Genomic DNA, 26,356 nt, shown 5'->3' on the forward strand with positions numbered 1-26,356 from the left:
ACAAACCGGACAGATTGTGTGCTACAAACCGGACATATCACGTGTTACTAACAGTTATTACCTTTTTTGTTGATTAACCTTCGTATTTTTGCTTTAATAACATATAAAAGAGAACTTTGTATAATGTAGGGAAATTGTCAGATATGCCGGAAGCCTGTCCTCGACCTGATCGAGGAATGGTCTCCAGCTTTTTCAGCTCAAGAAGGGGGGTGACACGGGACACAAGACCGATGCCATCCGGAAGCGGATGGGAGAGTTTTTGTGAGTTGTTGGGGCAAGGATGACGAAATTTCTTGACTTCAAAAATGGATGGATATAATTAATACACCTTTTGTTTGTCAGTTATGGTATGGTGGGAGTAGTTCTGGTCAGTTTATTTAAATTTTCAACGAAAGGAGAGCGTTATGATGCACAAATTAAGGTATCGGAATCTACTTATGTTTATCGCTGTGGTTGCCATGGGGGTTTCTGTTACTTCCTGTGGTCCGAAGGCGGCAAAACCTGTAGGTGAGATGGATACACCTGAACATCATTTTTATACAGGTATGAAGTTTCTGGATGAGGGGAAGTATCCGGCTGCCGAGGGTGAGTTCAATCGGGCTATCCAACTTGCTCCCAAGTTCTCCAGGGCGTATGCAGGTAACGGTTTGGTGAAGGCTTATCAGGGTGCATTCAAAGGTGCCTCTGAATCTATGTCCAAGGCTTGGAAATATGCCAGGAAAGATGAAGAAAAGGTCTTTGTTCATGTGAGTAAAATAAGACTTTACACGAGGAGCAAGGCCGACAAGGATTGGCTTGAAGATGCAAAAGGTGAATTTCAAGATGCGATCAAGCTCGATCCGAAATCATCGGCTGCCTGTTATTTCATGGGAATGGCTTACAAGGAGGCGCTGGACTTCAATCAGGCCGGTCAGATGTTCAGCAGGGTTCTTGATCTTAAGGGTGATTATGTAGATAAGGCGGACAAACAATGGAAACTGGTTCAGAAGATACAGAGGGCCATGCCGGGGACGATTACGGGGAAAAAGATAGCGGTTGTTGAACGCATCACCAGGGCCGATGCGGCGGCTTTATTTATGGAAGAGCTGAAGATTGATGTTCTTTATAAGAAGAGGACACCCAGGACCTTTGATACTGCCTTTAAGGATCCGGAAAAGGCCAAAGCAATGGCGGAAAAACCCACCTTGACAGCCACTGACATTGCCAACCATCCGTTAAAGGCCGACATAGAAGGAATTCTTAAAATAGGGGTCCGGGGACTGGAAAATCGCCATGATGGCTCATTCTATCCGGATGATTTCATAGACCGGGCGACCTATGCGATGATGATCGAGGATATCCTGATCAAAGTAACGGGTGACAATAGCCTGGCGACCAAATTTATCGGAAGCACATCTCCCTTTCCCGATTTGAGGCCTGATGTTCCTTATTTTAATGCCGTGATGGTGGTAACATCGAGAGGAATTATGGAAGCTGTGGACATCACCTCCGGTGAGTTTGCCCCCCAGAATCCTGTGCCGGGTGTGGAAGCCCTTTTAATCATCAGGAAGATTAAGGAAGAGTTGAAAATTTTTTAGGTTCGGGAATCAGCAAAGGGCTGAGGGCTGAAAAGCGTTGGCCCTTTTCTACCCTCGGATGGCCGGACCAGACAGATGTGTTAATAATTTTAAATGATTATAAACTATTCTCTTATTTCTTCAAAGACTTTTTTGGCTTAGGCGGTAAAAGCAAACAAGCCTGAAATAAATGGTTAAATAAGTCTTCTTCATGGAAACGTCTATTTAACCTATAAACGTATTCAGCGATATACCCGTCGATATGATTTTTACCGACATAATGGTGGGTACCCAAAAGAAAACGTTTCAGGTTTCCAATAACAACATGCACCCACGGAAACAATTTGCCAGCTGCCTTTCCTCCTCCCGTAATTATAATATCGTGATAAAACCCCTTTTTCCTCCCCTTCAGTCTAATGTCTGGATCACAAATCAGACCAATCATCTTTCCCTCCTGCAGGGAAGTTCTATCGTAAAGGTAGATCCTTTGCCCACCTTACTCGCAGCATAAATGTCTCCCCCATGTCTCTTGACAATCTCATGGGATATATAGAGACCCAATCCCGTACCCTCGCCAACCGGTTTGGTGGTAAAAAAGGGTTTAAAAATGTCCTTAAGTTCATCGCGGGAAATCCCCTTTCCGGTATCCTGACATTCGACAACGACGGTATCTGTTTTACTCCTGTGACCTGTGGTCAATGTAATTTTACCACCTTCCTCAGGTAACGATTGCAGGGCGTTTTTGATCACATTGATGAACACTTGGCCCAGATTAGCAAAGTTTCCCTCTACATCCGGCAAATTTTCGGCAAATTTTCTTTCGATTTCAACAGGAAGATATTTGTACTGATTGTACAAAACCCTCAGAGCATCATCAATGACGATATTGATATTGACGGGTTCGACATATGTCTTTTTCTGGCGGGAGATATCCAGCAAACTCTTTACGATATCCCCGGCCCGCTTCAACTCTCTTAATGAGAACATTATATCATTCAACACCTCGTCCCGGTTTCCTTTCCCCACCTCCCACTCATTGATATAATCTATACTGGTCTGGATGAGGCTTGAGGCACTGGACAAGGGGTTATTCAGTTCATGGGCCGTGCCGGCAACAAGTTGCCCGATTGCCGCAAGGCTCTCCGATTGGATAAGCTGTTCCTGTGTCCTCTCCTTTTCTTCTAATGCCTGGCGGAGAGCGGCTGTTCTTTTTTCCACTTCCCTTTCCAGATCGAGATTGAGCTTTTCCAGCTCTTCATAGGTTCTCGCATTCTCTATGGCCGTTGCGCCCTGGTTTGCAATGGTGGTGAGAAGTTCCAGATCCTCATGAACAAATAACTCCCCCGATTTCTTCTGCCCCAGGGCGATCATGCCGATCAATCTATCCCTCGAGACCATAGGAATAATCAGTGATGCATGTATAATATCGAAAATATGAAGGATCTGATCTTTTTCATCTGGATGGGCAATGGGCTTTTCCTCAAGGAGGGGTTTACTCAACGGTCTTTTGTGTCTCGTGAGAAATGCAACAATGGGATGAGTATCATCAAACAGGACCTGTCCCGACCCATCCGGGGGAGGGGGCTCATCCCCATTTGCACAAAGCTGGAAATGCCCTTTCTCGTTGTCATAGATCAACAGGCTAACATTGGTGACCTGTAAAGCGGCGGCGATAGATTGCAGTAAAAGATCTTCGATCTGGTGAAATCTCAACAGTGATGCCATCTCTCCGCTGATCTCTTTCAGGAGCTTTTGATAATCGTACTTCCCCCTGTAAAAAAGATTATCTATAAATGTCTGCACCCTCTCTCTCAAGGGATTGAACAACAGGACCATCATCAAAGCGAGAACAAAGGGGAGAATTACGGCGTTGCTGTTATCTCCATATCCCATAAAAAAGGCATGGAAGAGATAAATGATCAACACATAGAGGATAGTAAGGATACCTGTCAGGATAAAATAGACCGTCCCCCTTCTGATCACCATACCGATATCGAGAAGGTCATATTTGAGTACACCAAAGGCCAGAAAAATGGCAGGGATAAAGCTGAAATTACCCATGGGATAAATGTTAAAACCACTGACCGGCAGGATGTCGAGGGCAAGAAACAGGGCGGTGAAGCCCAATCCACCGAGGATGTATTTTATTCTGTTTTTCTGCAGATTATCCTTCGCCTTCTCCATGCCCATGAACAGGGTGAAGATACAATAGATTACCGTAAAGGCGGCCATTGCCGAAAAGGCATGGTAGACCGGACCTGCTTTAGCGATTATCCCAAAATCGTAATAATGAAATCCACTGATGAAAAGGTCGGAAGGAATAAAAAAAAGGAAGAGCAAGCTGGCAATGTAGGCGAGATACTCAAGCCATTTTCGCCCCGAAATACAGAGAAAGGAATGAACAAACTGAATATAAAGGGGCAGACTGAAGACAAAGAAAAGATATGTTGCCCTGTCCACTTTGAGGGCCAGTGTTTTGTCCGGAATCACAGAAATGAGGGCAACATCGGCATTGATGATGGCGCCCAGAATACATATTCCCGAGAATAGGATGTTTGTGCGGTTTTTCCTGCCCCGGAAAAAGGAAATCAGGGCAAGGCAGGAGAGGACGAAAAAACCGAGAATCGGGGGAATGGCATAAAACGTCCGCAGGAAGTTTTGCAACATGTTCCCCTACCTCAACCTGCCTTCCACCAAGACAGCTCTTACACTGCCGTTTGTGGACATGATCGCCAACTGGATCGCGCAAAAAATTGGTAGCGGGGGGTGGATTCGAACCACCGACCTTTGGGTTATGAGCCCAACGAGCTACCGGACTGCTCCACCCCGCGTCATTAATGCATCTCTATTTAGACCATCATCCTGTCATTTGTCAAGGATGTTTTTTTATAGGGGGTTATTTTGCTGCGGGAAAAGAAAGCACAAAAAGCAGGGTTTCATCTATTGACAAGTTGTCATCAGTTCTGTATTGCGTATTACTGAGATGGTATGTTCGTTCGCCATTGTTGTTAGTATGGACGATATAGATAAAAAGATACTGAACATTATCCAGACAGATTTTCCTGTCGGGGCCGAACCCTTTAAAGTGATTGCCTCCCTGGCCGGTATCAGTGAGGAAGAATCTTTAGAACGGATCAAAAGGCTGAAAGATGATGGGATTATCCGGAGAATTGGGGCGGTATTTAATGCACGCAAAATCGGGTTTGTGAGCACACTCTGTGCCGCTAAGGTTCCCGAAGAAAAAATAAAGGCCTTTGTTGAGACCGTCAATGCCTATCCTGGTGTTACCCACAATTACAGGAGAAATCATGAATACAACGTGTGGTTTACTGTAATCGCGCCTTCGGAGGAAGAACTGAAAAGATTCCTCGCAGAGATCACCGAGAGGACTGGCGTCATTGAGGTTTTAAGTATGCGTGCTTCACGGATCTTCAAGATCAATGCAAGCTTTGAACTATAGGGACCAGGGAAAAATCAGATTGGAGATAGGAAAAAGGAAAGTCTTATGAGCGAGGAAACGAAGAGACCCACATTATTCCTGGTTGATGGCAGTAATTATATTTATCGCGCCTTTTATGCCATCAGGGATCTTTCCAATTCCAAGGGATTCCCCACCAATGCCATCTATGGATTTACCACGATGCTAATCAAGCTCCTCCGTGAGTGGCAGCCCGAATTTATCGCCGTTGCCTTCGACCTCAAAGGCCCCACCTTTCGCCATGAATCCTATGAACAGTACAAGGCAACCCGGAAGGCCACACCGGATGTGCTGGTCTCCCAGATTCCGTTCATCAAGGATGTCGTCCGGGGATTCTCCATCCCTGTTTTAGAGAAAGAGGGAATCGAGGCCGACGACATTATTGGAACGCTGGCGAAGACACACGCCGGGACAGGAATGAAAACCGTTATCGTTTCGGGAGATAAAGACCTGCTCCAACTCGTATCAGAGGATATCATCATGATAGATACGATGAAGGATAAGACCTATGATTGCGAAGCTGTAAAAGTTCGCTTCGGATGCGAACCGGAAAAGGTGGTGGAGATCCTCGGCCTCATGGGGGATGCGTCCGATAATATCCCCGGTGTCCCAGGGATTGGTCTGAAGACCGCCCAGAGGTTGATTGAGGAATACGGGACGATGGAAGAGGTTCTGAAAAATGTGGACCGGATCAGGAATGCAGTGGCAAAGGAAAATATCCGGAAATTCGCCGACCAGGCCAGGCTTAGCCGCGAGTTGGCTATAATCAAAACGGATGCCCGGATAGATTTCGCTCTGGAAAGTTGCCGCTATTCCGGTCCCGACAGGGATGTTTTAAAAAAGTTGTTTATGGAATTTGAATTTTCATCTCTCCTTGATGAGCTGAAAATCAGGGAGGATGCTATGACAGGGGAATATCACCTGATCCTGAAAACAGAGGGACTTGCGGCATTGGTAGAGAGACTGAAGGAGACAAGAGAGGTTTCCTTTGACATTACAATGACCTCCGATGTACCGATGCGGGCTGACATCGTAGGCTTATCTATCTGTCCGTGCAAGCAAGAGGCATGGTATATACCGGTTGCCCATGACTGTGATGGTGCGCCGGTTCAGCTCAGGAAGTCTGATGTTCTTAAAGCTTTGTCCCCTTTTCTTTCTGATGAAGTTACCAAAAAAAATAGCCACGATATGAAAAATATACTGATTATCCTGGCCAGAAACGGGATTGACCTGAGGGGTCTCGGGTGCGACACGATGGTGGCCTCTTATGTCCTGAACCCCACGAAGCATAGCTTTGATTTAGCCGATGTAGTGAGAGATCACCTCCATCGTCAGATTGTCTCCACCAAAGATTTAATTGGCAGTGGGGTCAGGTTAATCCCTTTCAGTTCTGTTTCTCTGGAGAAGATGGTGAATTATGCCTGCCAGCGGGTGGATGCGGTTTTTGGACTTTCCTCAGTTCTCTCCCAGAGAATTGACCAGGAAGGATTCAATGAACTCTTTTACCAGGTGGAGATGCCCCTCATCCCTGTCCTGGCCTCAATGGAGAAAAGGGGTGTGTTGCTGGATCTTCCCCTACTGAAGACTATGTCGAAGGAGATCGAACAATTGCTGTCTCTTTCTGAAGAGAAGATTTATCGGTTGGCCGGGGAGAGATTCAATATCGCCTCACCCAAACAGCTCCAGGGTATCCTCTTTGACAGGCTCGGACTTCCCAGAGGTAAAAAGACCAAGGAGGGGTATTCTACCGACGTGGAGGTTCTTACCTTCCTGGCCAGAAATCATGAGCTTCCCGCGGAGATACTTGCTTACAGGAGCATGGCCAAGCTGAAATCCACCTACATTGATGCCCTGCCTCTGCTGATCAACCCGGAAACGGGAAGGATTCATACCTCTTACAATCAGACCGTTACCGCCACGGGAAGACTTTCCAGCAGTAATCCAAACTTACAGAATATCCCCATAAGGACCCTCGAGGGGAAAAGGATAAGACAGGCCTTCATTGCCCCGGAAGGCTGGGAGATTGTCTCTGCCGATTATTCTCAGATAGAACTCCGCGTCCTGGCACACCTTTCCGAGGACAGTGCCCTTATCGAGGCCTTTGCGGCCGGTGAAGACATCCACAGCAGAACGGCTTCCGATATCTTCGGGGTATTCCCGGAGATGATCAACGAAGATATGAGGAGGCAGGCTAAGGTGATCAATTTCGGCGTCCTTTACGGGATGAGCGCCTTCGGCTTAGCCCGAGAGTTAGGGGTGTCCCAGAAACTGGCGCAGGCTTATATAGACGGGTATTTTAATAAATACCGTGGTGTGAGAGCATATCTGGATGGGATACTGGAAAAAGCGAGGCAGGACGGATTTGTATCTACGCTCCTCGCCCGCCGCCGGTACATCCCGGAAATAAACAGCGGCAACTTCTCCGTTCGCCAGTTTGCCGAGCGCATGGCCATCAATACCCCGATCCAGGGGACGGCGGCCGATCTCATCAAGGTTGCCATGCTCAATATTTCGAGGCGTCTTGCAGAAAGGAATCTCTCTGCCTGCATGATCATGCAGGTCCATGATGAGCTGGTCTTTGAGGCGCTCCTGACGGAAAGGGATGAGGTTATGGCACTGGTCAAGGAAGAGATGGAGGGGGTAATCAAACTGCAGGTACCCCTCAAGGTGGATATAGCCTCCGGCAAGAACTGGGGGTAGAGGCGCACGGATGAGAATTACAGTAAAGTGTAGGACGTGTGGGATGAGCCCCACATAGTTTAGAGAAGCAGAAAAACCAAAGGAGGTCTTTTTATGAAGAAAAGGATGAGAATTTTAATCTCCATCACTCTGTTGGTGGCTCTCTTTTTAGCTTACCTATCTCTGGCGGCGGACTATAAATATGTCGGCTCTGCAAAATCCAACAAATATCACTACCCCACCTGTGAATGGGCACTAAAAATCAAAGGGGAGAATCTGGTGACATTTAGTTCAGCCAGAGATGCCCTGGAAGCTGGATACGTACCCTGTAAGGTCTGCAACCCACCGACTGAAGATTGAGTAGGCAAGCAAGGCATCCCCATTTTCCTTGACATACGCTATTCCTTACATTACGATGATTTGGTAAGGAAATCCGTCATAAGGAGGATAATGATATGCAATCGGTTATTACGTCGAAGTATCAAACGACCATCCCGAAGGCCATTCGCGAGAGCATAGGTCTTTCCGTTAAGGATGCCTTGGATTGGAAGGTGGAGAGAGGGAAAATCATCATTTCGCCGGCCAAACTGAATTTTCTGAAATATCGGAGCGCAATTAAAACAGGTCCGGGGGACATAGCCGGCGATATTGAGGTGGCGCGTAATCTCCGGGTGGAGAAATACCGGTGAAGAAATATATCATCGACACCAACGCCTTAATTTCCTTCGTAACGGATCGGAATGCGGCTCAACAGCAGAAGATTGCCCCGCTTTTCGAATCGGCTGCCAATCTGAAGGCACTGGTACTCTGTCATCAGTTATGTCTTGACGGAATTCATCCATGTGCTGGACAGAGTCTACCACGTCCCGAAAGCTGAGATCGGCAGGATGATTGCCGATTTTGTGGACATGCCGGGCATCGAGATCATTCGTGAAATCGATTTTAATGCGGTGTTGTCGTACTGGCCGGATCCGCTCTCCGATTTCGGTGATGCAGTCATTGCCTCGGTAGGCAAGGTCAGAAGGTCCGCCATCGTGACATTTGACCGAAAATTTATCAATAACCTGAAATCGCTTGGTCTGAATTTTTGGGTGTGAGGCAGTGGATGATATTTCGTAGAATCAGGGCGTAGAACCAGAGGACACAATGCCGATTTCAGCCTTGGTCAACAATAAATGGCATTATGTCCCCGGAATATCCGGAATATCCCGGAATATCCGGAATATCCGCCGGAATATCCGGAATATCTCTCAAAATGATCAGGATTACTTATGTCCGCCAAGAATATGGTAGTGCTTTTTGATGAATCTGGAACACCAGCTATCAGCAACGACCAAAGGACCGATTGGTTTATAGGAGTTGGCGTATCTTACGAGCAATCGGCTGAGGAGGATATCTTTTTCAAATGCGAAGCTGATTTTGGTCTGGCGAAGAGCAAGCCAAAGAAAAACTATCACATCACGAACTCTCGCGCCATAAGTATTGCAAAGCTATTGGCAGACCTGCCTGTGTCAATTCATGTTTCCAGCGTAAATACAGCAAATCCAACACTTCGTGAAATCATTGTTGATTATGAGCGCTTTGCTGAAAAAGATAGGTGGAAGTTTCGACAAGCTCGAAAACGCCCCATACCTCAAATCATCCATTCCCACGTACTTGATCATTGTTTGTTCAATTTGATTACCGGCCATTTTGAGGCAGGTGGAGGCGATGCTGCCTTTGCCGTATTCATTGATGATTGGTCTATTCCTGAAAACGATACTTACATTTCACTTGTACATAGGGCCACATCACTGTACCAAAAGATATTGCCACTTTGTGCAGATTTTGCCGAAGGTCGACTTGTTTCAATAGCGCCCTTGGAGCTGCTTAATAGGGATAGCAGTAGAAAGAGATTCGTTGATGTGGTGGCCAGTACATTCAGCAGAGCGTACCTGAAAACGAACGATCAGAAATATTCGCGCGAAGCCGCGGATATCCTTCAAAAATGTAGAATGGCATACTGTAGCGACGCAACACAATATTCGATTGATATCATGCAAGCAGTCATGAAACGAGCCCCAGGCAAGGGCTAACCAGCGCCTATAGGCTGCGCCTACTTCCAGAAAGAAGCAACAGAAGAGGAGACCATGGAAGAAGATCTGATTAAGGCAATCAAGGAAATTCGGAGTGACAGTTCTCTGTTGATCTTGGATGAAGCATCAATAAAATCGGCTATCATTCTCCGCCTTCTTTCATTGTTAGGATGGAATCCTTTCGACATCAACCAGGTAAAACCTGAATATACCGTAGAATCAAAGCGGGCCGACTTCTCCTTAAGGATAAATGGTGCGAACAAGGCTTTCATAGAAGTGAAGCGACCGAATGAAAACCTTGAGCCGCACCAAGAACAGCTTCTCGGATACGCCTTTAGGGAAGGGGTCAAGATCGCAATTCTCACGAACGGAGTTACTTGGTGGTTCTATCTCCCGCTAAATGAAGGCAGTTGGGAACAGCGACGTTTCTTTACTGCTGATTTTACCGAGCAACTGCCCGAATCAATCGCTGAACGACTTATAGCTTTGCTGTCGAAAGATAACATTGCTTCGGGAGACGCGGTAAAGAATGCCGAGGACTTATATCGGAGTCGCCAAAGAAAAGTCGTTCTAAGGGAAGCTTTGCCCAAGGCATGGCACAAACTGATCAACGATCCAGACGATCTCTTGGTAGACCTCTTGATAGAAACCACTGAAAAACTATCCGGATTTCGCCCGGAAATTGACGATATTGAGAGATTTTTGGACGGTGTTGCCCATCATTCTGGAACTCCCGTTTCTCCCACACCACCAGTAGTATATCAGACCACGAGGCATAGAGTCTCCGTACCATCTACCGACGGCTATATCAACAAGCAGATCTTGGCTTTTACGCTTCTCGGAAAAACACACCGTCCTCGCAACTGGAAAGACCTTATCGTCACTGTCTCTGAGGAAATGTACCGAAGACACCCTGCGGAGTTTGATCGTGCGCTCATGCTTCGTGGTTCCAAGATGGCATATTTCGGCGTGCACGCCAACAAACTGAGTCAGCCTTCACGAGTTTCCGACTCACGATACTTTGTAGAGACAAAGCTGAACTCGAACTCAATAGTGAGGCGGTGCCACGAACTACTTTCACTGTTCGGATATAAGGATAGCGATTTAAGCATAGAGGCCAGGTAGGGGAAAGACCTTGAGCTAACAACGGCTTGCAGCGGATCGCCAATAAAGCCGGTTCCCGCTGAAGCCGGGCGTTAACCGATGAGGAATAAATGTCAGTCGACGCGCCGAACGTAAAATATACCCTTATTGCCCTTGGCTTTGCAATCATTTACAAAACCGTCCGTTTTTTCCAACTCGCACACAATATTCTAATTGGCACTTATCAAGAGACTTGTTATGGATAAATCAACCCTTTTAAGAGAACTCGACAGCATCACTGCCCAGCTTATCGAAAAGTATAAGCCTGAGCATGACTGGACGGCGGAATATGGACTTGAGGCAAGAGACTATGAACATAGAAACTCTTGAGAGCTATTTCTCAACCCGCAAGGACATTGCCTTTGCATTTTTGTTTGGTTCCCATGCGAGAGGCACGGCGACGAAACTATCGGATGTTGATATAGCGGTATATTTTTATCCAAAGGAGCGGCATCCTGTAGAGTATGAGGAAGAAATATTCTATGATGGTGAACATGAGATATGTTTCGAAATTGAGAGGATTCTTAAGAAAGAGGTGGAACTTCTGGTCTTAAACAGGGTTTCATCAAGTGTGGCTGCCAGCGCCATACGGGGCATCCCCCTTGCGATAAACGACTGGGGGCTCTATCTTGATTTTATGCTGATCGTAACGACCGAGGCGGAAGATTTCATGGATTTTATAATAAATGATTATGCAGAGAGGGTTTTACTTGAAAAAAGAAGTTAAATACAGGCTTATCAAACATATGTCTTTCCTTGAAAACGAGCTTAAGGACTATAGTCTGTTCAAATCTCTATCATGGAAAGAATATAATGAAGAAAGAACTAAACGTAGGGATGTAGAGCGATGGATTGAAAATATCATAAATTCCTCCATAGATATCTCGAAGATCATCCTGACCTCTGAAGATAAGGCCATCCCCGATACTTACAAGGCTATTGTCAAGAACCTGTCCCTTATCTCCGGCTTTTCGGCCGAGAATATGGAGAAACTGGTAGAATGGGTAGGTCTCAGAAACATTATCTCCCACGAATATCTTGATGTAAGATGGACGTCTATTAAGAGATTCATATCGGAAACCGAGCCTTTGTATAAAGAGTTTCTGGACAGAACAAAGGCGTATCTTGAGAAAAAGATAGCGGATGATAAAGAACAGGTACAGTAATGGCGGACAAGGCAACCTTTTTAAAAGAACTCGACAGCATCACTGCCCAGCTTATCGAAAAGTATAAGCCTGAGAAGAAGTGATGGATAGATAAAGGCAAGGAAGTAATTACAAACCGGAGGTCACTGTGGACAAACTTTTGAAATTGGATAAAGCTGGTGATTCAAGACTTCTCAAAGAGATAAAAAAGTCATTGGGTTTGAAACTTGATGATGAACTTTTCTTGTTCGGCGGGAAGGATTATCTGGTAATCAAAAAGGTGCAGCGGCCCCCGGTTGCGGAACGTTTCAAGTGCCTCTCTGAGAAGGTTGAGAAACGATTCAAAAAAGAAGGGCTAAAGGAAGATGTGGTGGCCGAGGCTATTAAATGGGCAAGAAGGTAGTGCTTGATACTAATGTGTTTGTTTCAGCACTGGGTTGGAAAGGGGCATCTCGGGAGATTTTTCAGAATTGCATCAGGGGAAATTTAGAATTGTTCATTTCTGCCGGGATATTTGATGAGATTAAAAGAGTCTTGAATTATCCTAAATTTAAGTTTAATCAGGATGAGATTGGTGAGTTTCTGGATCAGATACTGGAAGTCGGCAATTTTGTAGAAACAAAGGTCAGTGTAGGAATAATTCAGGATGACCCAAGTGACAACAAATTTCTGGAATGCGCAGCAACTGTAAATGCAGACTACATTATAAGTAGAGATACGCACATATTAAAAATCAAGGCATTTGAGGGAATAAAGCTTATATCACCAGAGGATTTTATAAAAGCGGGTTATGTCTAAGAGGCGGCATGAAGTTTTAAAATAGATTAATACAATGCATAAACTAAAATCTTTATGGGAAGTAATGAAAGCAGAATTCGACAGGCGTGAACGAGAGCTTATTGACTGTTATATTTCTTTTTTAAGGGAAGTTGCTGTTTTTTACTTAAAGCAAGGCAGAAGAGTATTTTTTAAAGAGAACAAAGTTGTCCACTGGGGCGAAGGCAATTTCGGTTGGCTTGTAATTGAAGGAAATGGAGAGGCGGATGAAGTTTTTGGAGAATATATTTCCGAGATTCAGTTTAAAGCTAAAATCAGCGCGGAAATAATTAGAGGTTACACTGAAATCAAAGAGAAGAATGTTGAAGATATCAGATATGGGATTTGAATGTTTAACCAATTACTTTTAAACGGCATTATTGCAGGCAGTATCTATGCCCTTATAGCCCTTGGCTTTACAGTCATTTATAAAACCGTCCGGTTTTTTCACTTCGCCCACGGTGTCGTCTATACTGCCGGGGCTTATTTCGCCTACAGCCTTTCGATGTCTTTAGGCATCAATCCAACCCTGTCTTTTTTTTTGCCTCGCTCCTTGCTGCAATCCTCGGTATAGCCATTGATCGGATAATTTACCTGCCCCTCAGAAGAAGCGACGCTCCGGGGCTTGTCTTCCTCATAGCCTCATTCGGCGTATTCATATTTATCCAGAATCTTTTACAGCTTCTTTACGGTGCGCAGATACTTACCTTAAGGATGGGGCCGGTTGTTGAGGGATACGAAATACTTTCCGCTGTTATAACGCCGATCCAGATATTAATCCTTTTTTCCTCTCTTATAATATTTGCCGCTCTCTGGGTTATCGTCGAAAGAACGAAAATCGGCAAGGCGATCCGGGCGGTGGCCGATGACCCAATCGGGGCGAGTGTATCCGGTATCTATCCGGAGAAGATCGTGCTTTATGCCTTTGGCATCGGTTCTGCCCTTGCCGGTATGGCCGGGGTTTTGATTTCCCTGGAGACGAACATAGAGCCGACGATGGGCATGAATGCGATCCTGAAAGGTATCATCGCCTCGATTATCGGCGGCATAGGAAGCATTCCGGGGGCTTTGCTCGGTGGTTTCTTTTTGGGAATTGTCGAAAACCTCGGTATATGGCAGATTCAGGCCGGATGGAAAGATACGATCGCATTTGCGGTACTTATACTTTTTCTTCTCTTCAGGCCGGAAGGAATGCTGGGAACGAAAAATGACAGGGAAAGGCTGTAGATGGAATATCTCCTTCATATCCTGATCATCTCTGGTATTTACATAATCCTGACGCTCAGTCTTAACCTGATTGTTGGGTATACCGGTCTGCCTGCTCTGGGGCACATCGCCTTTGCCTGCGTGGGTGCATATACGTCAAGTCTCCTCGCTTTGAATTTCGGGGTATCGCCGTGGATTGGCCTTTTGATAGGCGCCTGTCTTGCAGCTCTCCTTGGTCTCATCATCGGGATTCCATCCATAAGGCTTAAAGGAGATTACCTTGCCCTTGCGACCTTCGGTTTCGGAGTAATCGTTTATTCCGTTTCAAAGAACTGGGTCGAGCTGACAAGAGGGCCGATGGGTCTGCCCGGCATCCCGAAATTCAGTCTGTTCGGGTTCGAACTTCAGCCGGTCTGGGCATATCTAATACTTATTTCAGTTTTCGTTGCGTTGACGGGGTTCGCGATCAACCGGATTGTTCATTCCCCCTTCGGAAGGATTTTGAGGAGCATTCGGGACGATGAGATTGCGAGTCTCTCCATAGGAACGAACGTCAATAAATATAAGCTGATAGTCTTTGTGATCGGGGCTTTCTTCGCTGGAATTGCCGGAAGTTTATACGCCCACTATATAACCTTCATCGACCCTTCAAGCTTCACTGTGATGGAGTCAATTGCGGTTCTCCTCATGGTCGTTTTCGGCGGGATGGGAAGTATACGCGGCTCTTTTGTCGGCGCCTTGGTGCTTGTGATCTTCCCTGAGATGCTGCGGTTCTTAGGTATGCCGAGTTCTGTGGCAGCACCTCTCCGGCAGATGATATATGGCCTTCTCTTGATTGTCCTGATGCTCAAGAGGCCGCAAGGGATAATTGGGGAATACAGGTTCAAATAGATGGAAATTCTCAAAGTTCAGAACATATTTAAAAGCTTTGACGGCGTGAAGGCTGTCAATAATCTTTCCTTCGGGGTCTCGAAAGGAACCGTAACAGCCCTGATCGGTCCGAACGGTTCCGGCAAGACGGTCACCTTCAACCTTATCACCGGCTTTTATCGGCCCACCTCTGGCAATATCTATTTCAAGGAACGAGAGATTACAAACCTTGCAGCTCACAAAATCTTTAATGTCGGCATCGGCAGGACATTCCAGAATATCAGGCTTTTCCCACAGATGACCGTTCTTGAAAATGTTATGCTCGGTATCAAATACGACAGGGGAGAGACGCTTTGGGCTGCGCTTTCGAGAACTTCCGCCATGCTGAAAGAGGAGAAGGAAAATACCGAAAAGGCAATGGAATTACTGAGAATCGTAGGATTGGAAGACAAGAGAACGGAACTCGCTGAGAATCTCTCCCACGGTCAAAGGAGGCTTCTGGAATTTGCACGCACCCTTGGAACGGATTCGGAATTCTATCTCTTTGACGAACCGACAGCAGGAGTCTTCCCTAATATGATCCCGAAACTGTTTGAAATCATCGAGGGCCTCAAGAACAAAGGCAAGACAATCCTTTTCATTGAGCATAACATGAAGGTCGTGATGGATGTCTCGGACAACATTATTGTGCTTGATCACGGGCGTAAGATAGCTGAAGGTGATCCCTCCGAGATACAGAACAATGAGGCAGTGCTTGATGCATACATGGGGAAAGGCCGAAGAATTGCAGCTCGAAGCTAAGAACATAAGTGTCTATTACGGACAGGTCAGGGCTCTTGAGGATGTCTCTTTTTCGGTAAATTCCGGTGAGATTGCGGCGATGATCGGACCCAACGGAGCCGGTAAATCAACGGCGCTGAAGGCAGTCTTCGGAATGGTGGACTTGAAAGCAGGCGGTGACATTTTTTTCAATGGTGAAAGCATTAGGGCACTAAGGCCGGATGAGCGCGTTAGGAAGGAGATCTCGCTGATTCCCGAAGGGAGAAGACTCTTTCCCTCAATGACCGTTATCGAAAACCTTGAGATGGGAGCATTCTCAGGGAACAGAGGAAATATCAAAACAGAGATAGAACATATCCTTGAAATATTTCCCCTCCTTAAAGACAAGAGAAGGCAGAAGGCAGGAGTGCTCTCTACAGGGGAACAACAGGTGCTTGCGATGGGCAGGGCCTTGATGCAGAAACCGAGACTTCTTCTTGCTGATGAGCCCTCGCTGGGTCTCTCTCCGATGTATGTTGACTTGATATTCGAGAAGCTGATAGAAATAAACAAATCGGGAACGAGTATTCTGTTGGTTGAGCAAAATGCGCGCATGGCCCTGGAAATATGTCACAGGGGTTATGTCTTTAAAAACGGAAATATCTTTCTTGAAGACACAGGCGGGAAACTCCTTGAAAATAAGGAGGTTGAAAAGGTTTTTCTGGGAGGATAATGAGGATTTGGTAGGCGCTATCAGTATCCTTCCATTACATTACAAAAATGATTCTCCCAGCGCCAGTTTGCCGAACGCATGGCCATCAATAGCCCGATCCAGGGGACGGCGGCCGATCTCATCAAGGTTGCCATGCTCAATATTTCAAGGCGTTTTGCAGAGAGGAAGCTCTCTGCAAGCATGATCATGCAGGTCCATGATGAGCTGGTCTTTGAGGCGCCCCTGACGGAAAGGGATGAAGTTATGGCCCTGGTCAAGGAAGAGATGGAAGGGGTAATCGAGCTGCAGGCGCCTCTCAAGGTGGACATTGCCTCCGGCAAGAACTGGGGGTAGAGGCGCACGGATGAGAATTATTAGATGCTAAAATCATACTTAAAAAACGTATATGAAATTGCATCTCGTGGAGATGCCACGGAAGTAAGTTATTATTCGACTTTAGAGAAGCTTTTAAAAGGTTACTCAGAGACGATAAACAAAACAGATGTTCATGTTACTTCCCTCCCCAAAAAAACCGAAGCGGGTAATCCTGATTTTAGAATCTGGGACGGAAAGCAACATATTGTTGGCTATATTGAAGCCAAAGCGCCCACAGTTGAACATTTAGACCAGATAGAAACAACAGACCAACTAAAACGGTATCTCCGAACCTTCCCCAATCTCATATTAACCAACTTTTTTGAATTCCGGCTTTATCGCCATGGAGCCTTGAGCGCCAAAGTTTCTATTGCCAGACCTTTCGTTGTGCATAAACTAAAATCTATCCCGCCTGTTGAAAAAGAAACCGAGTTTTTAAAACTGCTGGAGCAATTCTTTTCCTTCTCCCTTCCCAGGGTCTATGACGCCAAAACCCTGGCTGTAGAATTAGCAAAAAGGACGCGTTTTCTGAAGGATGAAGTAGTTACTGAAGAGTTAAAAAAAGAAGAAAATCAAAAGAAAGGCTTCATCTCCGGATTCTATGATGCCTTCAGACAATATCTCATCAGTGGTCTTGTCAGAGAGGAGTTTGCTGATCTTTATTCACAAACTATTACCTATGGACTCTTTGCTGCCCGCACCCGTTCGGAGGACGGATTCAACAGGAAACTGGCTTACGACAATATTCCCCGTACCATCGGAATATTAAGGGATATATTCAGATTCATCTCGCTTGAAGACGTACCGTCAGAGATGGAGTGGATTATTGACGATATCTCCGAAGTCCTGGCAGTTACAGACGTGAAAAATATTCTTCACCGGTATTTTCATGAAGGGAAGGGAAAAGACCCTGTTGTCCATTTCTACGAAACCTTTCTGACTGAATACGATCCGGAAACAAGAGAAAGGCGGGGAGTCTATTATACTCCTGAGCCGGTGGTCTCCTACATTATCCGTTCATTGCAGTATATTCTGAAGGAATATTTTAAGAAGGCGGATGGGTTTGCCGGTGAATCGGTAACGGTTTTAGACCCCGCTGCAGGAACGCTTACCTTTTTAGCCGAGGCAGCCAAATTAGCGGTAGAGGAATTCGTTTCCAAATATGGCGAAGGGGGAAAAGAAAAACTCCTGAGTGAACAAATCCTAAAAAATTTCTATGGATTTGAATTGATGATGGCTCCCTATGCTGTTGGTCACTTAAAGATGTCCTTTCTACTGGAAGAACTTGGCTATAGGCTTCAGAAGGATGACCGATTCAAACTCTATCTGACTAATACCTTAGAGATGGAGGAACTTGCCCAAACCGCACTTCCCGGTATGGTATCCCTGTCTGAAGAATCCCACTCGGCAGGAAAAGTAAAAAAAGAACAGCCTATTTTGGTTATACTTGGCAATCCACCTTATTCAGGTCATTCTTCCAATGTGGGTGAGTGGATATCTAAAGAAATCAAAGCCTACTATAAAGTTGATGGCAAACCCCTCGGAGAGAAAAATCCCAAGTGGCTCCAGGATGACTATGTAAAGTTCATCCGGTTCGCCCAATGGAAGATTGACCAGGCAGGAGAAGGGGTCTTAGGGTTTATCACCAATCACAGCTATCTTGATAATCCCACCTTCCGGGGCATGCGGCAGTCTTTGATGGATAGTTTCAATGAGATTTATATCCTTGACTTACACGGCAACAGTCTGAAGAGGGAGAAATGCCCTGACGGCTCCAAAGATGAGAATGTCTTTGACATCCAGCAGGGAGTGGCGATTGGACTGTTCATAAAGCAGAAGGGTAAAAAGAAAGACTGCGCGATCTATCATTCAGAGATTTGGGGTCTGAGAGAAAACAAATATGATTGGCTGGCGGAAAATAACATCAAAACAACCAAATGGCGGAGTTTATCGCCAAGAGCAGAGTTTTATCTTTTCGTTCCGAGAGATGAGAAGCTTTTAGAAGGTTATGAGAAATACCCTAAAATAACGGACGTGTTTTCAGTAAATAGCGTTGGAATAGTAACATCAAGGGATAGCTTTGTGATTGACTTCGATAAGGAAGCCCTGAAAAGACGCATCAGGATATTTCGCGATGAAAAAATGCCGGACGAACTTATTCGGCAGACATTTCAGTTAAAAGACAAATCAAACTGGAGATTGAAGACTGGACGGGAAAAAATAAAAAAAGATGAAAACTGGGAAGATTCCATTACTGAGATTTTATACAGGCCGTTTGATACAAGATGGATTTTCTACCATGATGAGGTCATTGAACGCTCCCGAAAAGAAGTCATGCGCCACATGATGAAAGAAAATTTGGGACTGATCGTCTCGCGACAGGTAATAAGGGATTTTCGCCACGTTTTCTGTGCAGACCAAATAACGAATTTTAATTCGCTTGATACAGCAGGAAGATTTGGGAGTGGTTATCTTTTCCCGCTCTACCAATACAACAAAAGAGATAATCCTAAACGGCGATCTTCAAGGACTGTGATGATGCTCTTTGAACCACGGGAAGATTATGAGGCTAAAAAACCAAACCTCTCCTCTGCGCTCATTGAACAACTAACCAGGAATTTTAAGAAAACCCCTTCCCCTGAACAAGTCTTCTTTTACATCTATGCTGTTCTCTATTCAAATATCTATCGCACAAAGTATGCAGATCTTCTCAAGATAGATTTTCCGAGGGTTCCTTTTACAAAAGATTATGAGCTGTTTATCAAAATGGGAGGTCATGGGGAGGGTCTGGTGGATTTGCACCTGCTCAAGTCTCCTGAACTTGATTCACCTATCGCTAAACTTCAGGGCAAAGGGGATTTCCGAGTGGAAAAGGTGAGGTATGAAAACGAATGTGTTTATATAAACAATGATCAATACTTTGAAGGTGTTAAACCAGCGATCTGGGAATATCAGATTGGCGGTTACCAGGTCTGTGATAAATGGCTGAAAGATAGAAAAGGCAGAAGATTATCCCTCGATGACATAAAAACCTACTGCAAAATTGCTACCGCTTTGGAAAAGACCATCGGAATTCAGAAAGCGATTGACGATATTTACCAGGAAGTGGAAAAGGCAGCCCTATACCAGCTTCCCCCCGCTTAGGAACGGTTAAGGATGGTCCCAGCATGGGGATCCTATTTGGGGTGCTCAATCAATCCTCAAAACCTTTGCGCCCCTGATCTTTCTTGTTTTAATCTCCAGCAATGCTCTGTTCGCCTCTTTTAGGTTGAATTCCTGGACTTAAGGAGTTATGGGGGAAGTAAAACAAGAAGCGGGGAATCAGCACTTAATTTTTCCTGAATTTACGAGGATTTTTAGATGTTCTCTGATTATATTTTCCTCAAAAAATGTGAGAAACTCCCTCATCGGGCCCTTAAATTTATTTAGGTTATGGTAAATGATACCGTATTTTGCAAGATTTCTTTCCCCTCTCTCTCCTTTCTTCAGCAATTCCATAATCCTCTCTTCCCGCATGCCTATAATTTCGAGACATCTGTCAAGACCTTTATGAAGATCATCGTCTATTCCATCTGCATGACTTGATATAACCCTTTTGATCCCTATTTTTTTGACCTTCTCTATGGTATGGAGATAGTCTTCAAGGCTAGAATTGAGGTAGCCGTACCAGGGACCGAAAGAATCCAGCCCCAGATCGGAGGAAAAGAAAAGTTCTTCACTGTGGAGCAAGAAGCAAAAATGACCGGAAGAATGTCCGGGGGTGTGGATGGCCTCCATTCGTGTCTTGCCGAAATCAAATACATGTCCCTCTCCATAGGTTGTCTCCCTTTCGGACTCACGGAATCCCATCACATCTTTTACTACCTTCTCCCATGATGGCTCTACGTATCTGCCCAGGACACCAAGCGCGCTTTTCATCCTCTCCAGAGACAGGGTATTTCCTTCTTCCTGTTCGGGTACGTATATCTCGGCTGATGTCGTCTTGCTTACAAGACTGTTACCCGCTACATGATCCGGATGGGTATGGGTGTTTATGAGAAGGTCAATCCTTGTTTCTTTTAAAATCCTTTCCAGTTGTTTCCTGTCAATCCCTGTATCCACAAGGGCCACTATTTCTTCTTCAATGAGAAGCGAGTTACAATGGGGAAATTTGGGATTCAGCAAGAGACTCACGGAAGGGGTAATAGATAATTTCCCCCCGCTATCGTTGAGAATAAAGGTAATTTTACCTTTCTTTGTATTTTTGTGATAGATTACATCATATTGTCCGGTAAAGAAACTTATTTTGAGAGCTTTGAAAATGGCCTTCATCAGGGCAATTTTCAGTTCTGCAAAGCTTTCATTTCCTCATCGGACATATATTCTTAAGTTTTTGCTTTGAGGGAGGAACAATGATCCAATTGAGTGATGAACAGATGATGATTCGGGATATGGTTTCCAGGTTGGCCAGGGAAAGGATACGACCAGTTGCCATAGAGGCAGAGAAGAAGCATAGTTTTAATCCGGATTTGGTGCAGATTCTCCACGAAAATGGCCTGTTAGGTCTTTCCCTCCCGCTGGAGCAGGGTGGGGGTGATGCAGATTTGACCACATGTTGTCTGACTGTGGAAGAGCTATCCAGTGTAGATGGATCGGTAGGTATCAGCTTTGCGACCCATACAACCGGACTTTACTTTATTGTAGATTGGGGTTCCGAAAGCCAGAAAGAAAGGTATTACCGAAAGGTTGTTCAGGACGGGGCGTATTTTGGTGTCGCTCTCACGGAACCTGATGCAGGCTCCGATGCCGCTGCCATTAAGACCAGGGCGGTACGTTCAGGTGAGAGGTACCTGATAAATGGAAGTAAGATTTTAATTACAAACGCCGGTTATGCCCATGTATTTATGGTCTTTGCTGTTACTGAACCCGGGATGCGGGATAAAGGTATCAGCGCTTTTATTGTGGACAGGGATATCCCCGGTCTTAGGTTCGGCAAGGAAGAGGAAAAAATGGCCGTTGTGGGTTCTTCAACGAGAGAGCTCACTTTTGATAATGCTGAAGTGCCGGTAGGAAATCTCCTGGATGAAGAAGGAAATGGTTTCAAGATTGTTATGACTGAATTCATGAAAAGCCGGCTGCTCGTTGCCTCTATGGCTCTGGGCATTGCCAGGGGGGCATTCGATGAAGCGGTAAGGTATGCAAAAGAGAGGGCTCAGTTTGGAAAATCTATTTCAGAATTTCAGGGCGTCCAGTTCATGATCGCTGATATGGCAATGAATATTGAGGTTGCAAGAAGGATGATCTATACGACGACTGAATACATAGGGCACAAAAGGGCAGGTAAGGAACTGGCCACCTTTGCCGCCATGGCAAAATGTTTTGCCTCCGATACGGCAATGAAAGTTACCACGGATGCCGTTCAGATACTCGGCGGATACGGGATAATGAAGGAGTACCCTGTAGAGAGGATGATGAGGGATGCCAAAGTAACCCAGATAATTGAGGGAACAAATCAGATCCAGCGGATTATCATCGCGAGAAATGTATTGGGATCATAATGATGAACTTACTTTCCCTTATAGATGAATCGCTCAAATAACCTGTGAAAGGGGGTCCAGCCTGACTCGTCATCGGGGGAGTCCTCTATGAATCCCTTAAAGGCGTTGACCTTGGCATCAAGGTCATCTATGAAGTAAACAATAAGGGCCTCTAAGGTCTTGGGACGTTTGGGGGACCCGTATTCCAGCATACCATGATGGCTGAGTAAGAGATGCCGGAGTTCCATGGCCAGTTGTTGGGGAAAGTCTGCTACAGTGGCAATCTTGGCATCTAACATCTCTAAACCGATGACGATGTGTCCGATGAGCCTCCCCTGATCGGTATAGTCAATGGTTCTGCGATGGCAAAGTTCATGTATCTTCCCGATATCATGGAGAATACCGCCGGTTATGAGGAGATCCCTGTTGAGGCCCTGATAGTGTTCTGCCGTCAGGGCGAGGAGGCGTGTCACGGAAAGGGTATGTTCGAGAAGACCTCCGATATAGGCATGATGCAGACTTTTGGCCGCCGGCGCTTTTTTGAAGGACGCCGTTATCGTTTCGTCCTGAAAAAATGCGAGCAATAGCGCCTTCAGGCAAGGGGTCCTGATCTGTTCAACAAGCGCCATCAGGTCTGTAAACATCTTCTCCGGATCACATTTGGCAGCGGGGAAATAATCGGCCAGATCTATTGTATCATCGTCAACTTTTTTTACTTCGGATAGTGACAATTGAAGGATGTTTTTAAAACTGGCAGCTCTCCCCTGAGCATAGATCACATCTCCTCTTTTAAAGAGTGGATCCCATTCCATGGCATTATCCCATATCCTGCCCTCCACCTCTCCCGTCTTGTCCTTGAGGCGAAGATTAAGATAGGGCGCCCCTTTTTGAGAAAAGGCGAGGTTTTTTTCTGTAACGAGGAAGGAATCGTTAATCTTCTCTCCCGGCCGTATGTCTTTAATATAAATACTTTTTATCTTCAACTACCTACCCACCCTTCCTGAGAATATATATTCATCTTTCCACCTCTTACATACCCGATAAGGGTTATTCCCGCCTCTTTCAATAAGTGAATGGCCTGAGATGTGGGAGCCGAGTGGGAGATGATCACCGGCGCCCCTAATTTCCCTACCTTGTTGACGATTTCCGAGGAAACCCTCCCCGTTGTCAGGATAATCTTATCGGAACAGTCAATGCCTTCAAGAAGGGTGTAGCCACCTATCATGTCAATCGTGTTGTGCCTCCCAATATCTTCCCGCAAGACAAGGATACCATTGCCGTTGGCTAAGGCGGAACAGTGTGTTCCATGGGTTATATTGTGCAGATACGACGTCTCAAGGAGACTCTCCATGAGACTTAATACCTTTTCCGGTGTAATCGGCACCCCCTTTCTCTTTACCCCTTCACCGGCCAGGTGAAGGGAAGTTCCCGTTCCGACGCCAGGATCCGGGGTATCTCCCTCCGGCCTTCTGAGGCGGGCGCCGCTCGAGTAGATGGTTTTAGAGGCATCAAAATGGGAAGGGTATGCTTCCCCTGTATAGACATTCACGGTGGCTTGGTCATCAGAAACCTCAATCTTTTTCAAGTCCGTAAGAGTCCTGATGATCCCTTCTGCCCTGAGAAATCCCACCGCCAGTTCTTTTACATGATTTCCCGTACAGGCGATGGTGACAACTCTTTGATTATTGAGGAATATTTCGAGATGTATCTCTCTAATAATCTCGGTGGTGGTTCTTGAGAAACCCCGGCTGTCGTAAACTTGAATGTCGAATCGCTCTATCCCCACCGGAGATTCTTCGGGAGTCATTTCCCCTCTCTTTCTCTCAGGATCCGATGTTCCCCCGCCCTGATGGTCAGCTTTGTCATATCGAAATATTCCATCAGCGGGATGATGAATTTTCGTGAAAGTCCCGTCAATTCCTTAAAACTTGCCGGTGTGGCTTTGCCTTCCTTCAGGAGGAGATTTTTATAATCCTCCCGGAGCTTCTCCAGGGCATCTCTGTAAAAATATAAGTCTTCACTGACGTTTATCAGTACACCTTCCCTGAGCATTACATTAAATACATTTTCCGCCTGGACTTTCCGGTCGGCGAATTTTTCCCGGACCTCTCTTAGAGAAGGGGGGGTAAGCCCGGCATTGAGGTAGAGGACAGATATTTCCCCACGGAGATCCTTCAGATCACCCTCAAGGTTGACGCTGTGCCCGGGGAGACGGATGTTTTCCCTATCAATGACAATCTCTCCACTTTTTTCGAGGCCTTTGAGCGCCATGTTAAAGAGTCTTGGACTAACGAAGCGCCCCATGGTGGTCTTCAGTTCCTCCTTTGGCAGACCCTCCTTGAGAGGAAATTTTTCATGGTATGTTCGGGCTTCCTGAAGAATTCTCTGCTGGAGGTTTTCATATATGGACAGGGACACAACTCTTCTTTCGTCCCTGTCCATGAGAATGGCCTGCCTTTCCGAAAACATCTTCTCCAGGATCTGTTGGAGGTGGTTCTGATTGGTTCCCGTCCTCATCACAAGCCGCTGGACACTGATACCCTCGAAACCGGCCCGCTCAATAATCGTGTTCGTTCTCTCCACAGGGGTTCCTTCGTGCAACAGGGAGCATTCGTGAAGTACTCTGTCCGCATACCTTTTCTGCTTTTTAGGAAGGGGATCAATAATCATTCCGCCCCCAATCGTTGTCACCGGCGAATAACTTCTGATTACGAATCTGTCCCGCGCCATGGTGACCGCGGGAGATCCAAGTACAAGCTGGGCATAACTATTTTCCCCAGGTTCTATCTCGTCCCGGTTAAGGAGAATCATCCGGGCGATGATTTCACTGGTCCCCGCATGAAACCTGACAAGGGTCCTGTTCTTCAGCTTTCTGGTGGCACCCGCCAGATACTCAAATGAGACATCAAGACGGGGCGACGCCTCTAATGTTGCCGGCCGTGCCAGGACGTCCCCCCTTGCGATCATCGCCTTTTCGACTCCCTGCAGATTGATGGCTGTTCTCTGACCCGCCTGGGCGGTAGCGACATTCTGGTTATGAACCTGAATACCTCTTATCTTTGCCGTCAACTTTTTCGGTAGTATCTCCACCCCCTCGGCAACTTTCACCTGCCCCGACATCAATGTCCCTGTAACGACCGTCCCGAATCCCTTCATGGTAAATACCCTGTCAATAGGCAACCGGAAGACACCTGTATCGTCTTCCCATTCCATCTCAGAGGATACCTGGTCAAGGGTGGCAAGAAATTCAGGAAGGCCAACGCCGGTTATGGCGGAAATGGGTATGATAGGAGATGATTCCAAAAAAGTCCCTTTGAGAAATTCCCTGACATCGTCGGTGACAAGTTCAAGCCAGTCCTCATCAACGAGATCAATCTTGGTGAGGGCAACAAGCCCCCTTTTAACACCGAGGAGGGAACAGATATGGAGATGTTCTCTCGTCTGAGGCATAACACCTTCGTCCGCCGCGATGACCAATACCACCAGATCAATGCCTGCGGCCCCGGCAACCATATTTCTTATAAACCTCTCATGGCCTGGTACGTCCACGATGCCAAGCGTCTGACCACTTTTCAGGGCCAGGGAGGCAAAACCAAGGTCAATGGTGATCCCCCTTTCCTTCTCCTCCTTGAGCCTGTCTGTGTCAATACCGGTCAAGGCCTTGATGAGTGCCGTTTTACCATGGTCAACATGTCCCGCTGTACCGAGTATGATATGCTTCATGGAACTCAAAATAGCAAACTCCCTGAGTTTTCACAATAATAAAAAATATTCGTCAGCGTTCAGCGTTCGGCAATCGGCAATCAGCGGTCAGGAAGAAACCGAACGCTGATGGTTGAACGCTTACAGATAGTAAACATCTAAGGGGGTAAGCCTTTGTTTTTACTGGAAGCTGACGGCTGATGGCTGACTGCTTACAAATATTTCTTTTAATATTGAGAAATTCAGTTAAAATTTGTTATAATAAAAACTTCAGACATCTGGAAATTTGGATTCAGCCTTTTTCGCCAAAATGCCAAGAAAGGC

25 protein-coding genes, 1 tRNA gene and 2 pseudogenes are annotated in these 26,356 nt (G+C 46.0%); 21 read left to right on the forward strand and 7 right to left on the reverse strand.

Going from position 1 to position 26,356, the window contains the following annotated elements:
• Positions 1-404: 404 nt before the first annotated feature.
• Positions 405-1,577 (forward strand): S-layer homology domain-containing protein, encoded by a 1,173-nt coding sequence (locus tag QMD03_06605; protein MDI6776897.1) that lies wholly within the window; start codon positions 405-407, stop codon positions 1,575-1,577.
• Positions 1,578-1,689: 112 nt separating this feature from the next.
• Here the strand turns inward: QMD03_06605 and QMD03_06610 are convergent, their stop codons facing one another.
• The 3 genes from QMD03_06610 to QMD03_06620 all read right to left on the reverse strand — a co-directional run bounded on the left by QMD03_06610 (position 1,690) and on the right by QMD03_06620 (position 4,387).
• Positions 1,690-2,001, reverse strand: coding sequence for a transposase (locus QMD03_06610; GenBank protein ID MDI6776898.1), 312 nt, complete (start codon positions 1,999-2,001; stop codon positions 1,690-1,692).
• Positions 1,998-4,223: an ATP-binding protein gene (locus QMD03_06615; GenBank protein MDI6776899.1), complete on the reverse strand. Its 2,226-nt coding sequence runs from the start codon at positions 4,221-4,223 to the stop codon at positions 1,998-2,000. Before QMD03_06615 ends, QMD03_06610 begins: the two co-directional genes overlap by 4 nt.
• Before the next feature lie 87 nt (positions 4,224-4,310).
• Positions 4,311-4,387: transfer RNA gene (locus tag QMD03_06620), tRNA-Met, on the reverse strand.
• A gap of 152 nt (positions 4,388-4,539) precedes the next feature.
• Between QMD03_06620 and QMD03_06625 the strand changes: the two genes are divergently transcribed.
• The 19 genes and pseudogenes from QMD03_06625 (at position 4,540) to QMD03_06715 (ending at position 19,958) form a co-directional block, all read left to right on the forward strand.
• Complete coding sequence (locus QMD03_06625; GenBank protein ID MDI6776900.1) at positions 4,540-5,016, forward strand: AsnC family transcriptional regulator; 477 nt, start codon at positions 4,540-4,542, stop codon at positions 5,014-5,016.
• Positions 5,017-5,061: 45 nt separating this feature from the next.
• Positions 5,062-7,734 (forward strand): DNA polymerase I, encoded by a 2,673-nt coding sequence (polA, locus tag QMD03_06630; protein ID MDI6776901.1) that lies wholly within the window; start codon positions 5,062-5,064, stop codon positions 7,732-7,734.
• 93 nt (positions 7,735-7,827) lie between these two features.
• Positions 7,828-8,073, forward strand: coding sequence for an Ada metal-binding domain-containing protein (locus tag QMD03_06635; protein ID MDI6776902.1), 246 nt, complete (start codon positions 7,828-7,830; stop codon positions 8,071-8,073).
• A gap of 95 nt (positions 8,074-8,168) precedes the next feature.
• Positions 8,169-8,402 carry an AbrB/MazE/SpoVT family DNA-binding domain-containing protein gene (locus tag QMD03_06640; protein MDI6776903.1) on the forward strand — a complete coding sequence of 78 codons (234 nt, stop codon included), beginning with the start codon at positions 8,169-8,171 and terminating at the stop codon, positions 8,400-8,402.
• Between the two features lie 135 nt (positions 8,403-8,537).
• The gene (locus QMD03_06645) at positions 8,538-8,810 is read left to right on the forward strand and encodes a hypothetical protein (GenBank protein MDI6776904.1); all 273 of its coding nucleotides are present in this window, start codon (positions 8,538-8,540) and stop codon (positions 8,808-8,810) included.
• A gap of 174 nt (positions 8,811-8,984) precedes the next feature.
• Positions 8,985-9,788 (forward strand): hypothetical protein, encoded by an 804-nt coding sequence (locus tag QMD03_06650; protein ID MDI6776905.1) that lies wholly within the window; start codon positions 8,985-8,987, stop codon positions 9,786-9,788.
• Between the two features lie 54 nt (positions 9,789-9,842).
• Positions 9,843-10,913 (forward strand): type I restriction endonuclease, encoded by a 1,071-nt coding sequence (locus QMD03_06655; GenBank protein MDI6776906.1) that lies wholly within the window; start codon positions 9,843-9,845, stop codon positions 10,911-10,913.
• 216 nt (positions 10,914-11,129) lie between these two features.
• Complete coding sequence (locus QMD03_06660; GenBank protein MDI6776907.1) at positions 11,130-11,261, forward strand: hypothetical protein; 132 nt, start codon at positions 11,130-11,132, stop codon at positions 11,259-11,261.
• Positions 11,242-11,658, forward strand: a complete 417-nt coding sequence (locus tag QMD03_06665) for a nucleotidyltransferase domain-containing protein (protein ID MDI6776908.1) — start codon at positions 11,242-11,244, stop codon at positions 11,656-11,658. Before QMD03_06660 ends, QMD03_06665 begins: the two co-directional genes overlap by 20 nt.
• The gene (locus tag QMD03_06670; protein ID MDI6776909.1) at positions 11,642-12,097 is read left to right on the forward strand and encodes a DUF86 domain-containing protein; all 456 of its coding nucleotides are present in this window, start codon (positions 11,642-11,644) and stop codon (positions 12,095-12,097) included. The genes QMD03_06665 and QMD03_06670 overlap by 17 nt, the downstream gene beginning before the upstream one ends.
• Positions 12,098-12,224: 127 nt before the next feature.
• Positions 12,225-12,479, forward strand: a complete 255-nt coding sequence (locus QMD03_06675; protein ID MDI6776910.1) for a hypothetical protein — start codon at positions 12,225-12,227, stop codon at positions 12,477-12,479.
• On the forward strand, positions 12,464-12,874 hold the full coding sequence (locus tag QMD03_06680; GenBank protein MDI6776911.1) for a putative toxin-antitoxin system toxin component, PIN family: 411 nt from the start codon (positions 12,464-12,466) through the stop codon (positions 12,872-12,874). Before QMD03_06675 ends, QMD03_06680 begins: the two co-directional genes overlap by 16 nt.
• A 64-nt stretch (positions 12,875-12,938) precedes the next feature.
• Entirely contained in the window at positions 12,939-13,241 is a 303-nt protein-coding gene (locus QMD03_06685; protein ID MDI6776912.1) for a hypothetical protein, read from the forward strand.
• 197 nt (positions 13,242-13,438) lie between these two features.
• Positions 13,439-14,119: pseudogene (locus QMD03_06690) on the forward strand (branched-chain amino acid ABC transporter permease).
• Positions 14,120-14,989, forward strand: a complete 870-nt coding sequence (locus QMD03_06695) for a branched-chain amino acid ABC transporter permease (protein ID MDI6776913.1) — start codon at positions 14,120-14,122, stop codon at positions 14,987-14,989. It abuts the pseudogene before it with no gap.
• Positions 14,990-15,769, forward strand: coding sequence for an ABC transporter ATP-binding protein (locus tag QMD03_06700; GenBank protein ID MDI6776914.1), 780 nt, complete (start codon positions 14,990-14,992; stop codon positions 15,767-15,769).
• Positions 15,726-16,460, forward strand: a complete 735-nt coding sequence (locus QMD03_06705; protein ID MDI6776915.1) for an ABC transporter ATP-binding protein — start codon at positions 15,726-15,728, stop codon at positions 16,458-16,460. Before QMD03_06700 ends, QMD03_06705 begins: the two co-directional genes overlap by 44 nt.
• 69 nt (positions 16,461-16,529) lie before the next feature.
• Positions 16,530-16,793 (forward strand): annotated as a pseudogene (locus QMD03_06710) (DNA polymerase).
• A 24-nt stretch (positions 16,794-16,817) separates the two neighbouring features.
• Positions 16,818-19,958 carry an N-6 DNA methylase gene (locus QMD03_06715; GenBank protein MDI6776916.1) on the forward strand — a complete coding sequence of 1,047 codons (3,141 nt, stop codon included), beginning with the start codon at positions 16,818-16,820 and terminating at the stop codon, positions 19,956-19,958.
• Positions 19,959-20,135: 177 nt separating this feature from the next.
• On the opposite strand, the gene QMD03_06720 is transcribed toward QMD03_06715, so the two are convergent.
• Positions 20,136-21,125: an MBL fold metallo-hydrolase gene (locus QMD03_06720; GenBank protein ID MDI6776917.1), complete on the reverse strand. Its 990-nt coding sequence runs from the start codon at positions 21,123-21,125 to the stop codon at positions 20,136-20,138.
• Positions 21,126-21,205: 80 nt separating this feature from the next.
• Between QMD03_06720 and QMD03_06725 the strand changes: the two genes are divergently transcribed.
• The gene (locus QMD03_06725) at positions 21,206-22,351 is read left to right on the forward strand and encodes an acyl-CoA dehydrogenase family protein (GenBank protein MDI6776918.1); all 1,146 of its coding nucleotides are present in this window, start codon (positions 21,206-21,208) and stop codon (positions 22,349-22,351) included.
• Positions 22,352-22,359: 8 nt separating this feature from the next.
• Here QMD03_06725 and QMD03_06730 read toward each other — a convergent pair whose 3' ends face one another.
• Genes QMD03_06730 through selB form a run of 3 tightly spaced genes read right to left on the reverse strand, consistent with a single transcriptional unit; the run spans position 22,360 to position 26,053 of the window.
• On the reverse strand, positions 22,360-23,313 hold the full coding sequence (locus QMD03_06730) for an HD domain-containing protein (protein ID MDI6776919.1): 954 nt from the start codon (positions 23,311-23,313) through the stop codon (positions 22,360-22,362).
• The gene (gene fdhD, locus QMD03_06735; GenBank protein ID MDI6776920.1) at positions 23,310-24,137 is read right to left on the reverse strand and encodes a formate dehydrogenase accessory sulfurtransferase FdhD; all 828 of its coding nucleotides are present in this window, start codon (positions 24,135-24,137) and stop codon (positions 23,310-23,312) included. The genes QMD03_06730 and fdhD overlap by 4 nt, the downstream gene beginning before the upstream one ends.
• On the reverse strand, positions 24,134-26,053 hold the full coding sequence (gene selB, locus QMD03_06740) for a selenocysteine-specific translation elongation factor (GenBank protein MDI6776921.1): 1,920 nt from the start codon (positions 26,051-26,053) through the stop codon (positions 24,134-24,136). The genes fdhD and selB overlap by 4 nt, the downstream gene beginning before the upstream one ends.
• Between the last annotated feature and the right edge of the window lie 303 nt (positions 26,054-26,356).

This window comes from Syntrophales bacterium (assembly GCA_030018935.1).
Classification (GTDB): Bacteria; Desulfobacterota; Syntrophia; order Syntrophales; family CG2-30-49-12; genus CG2-30-49-12.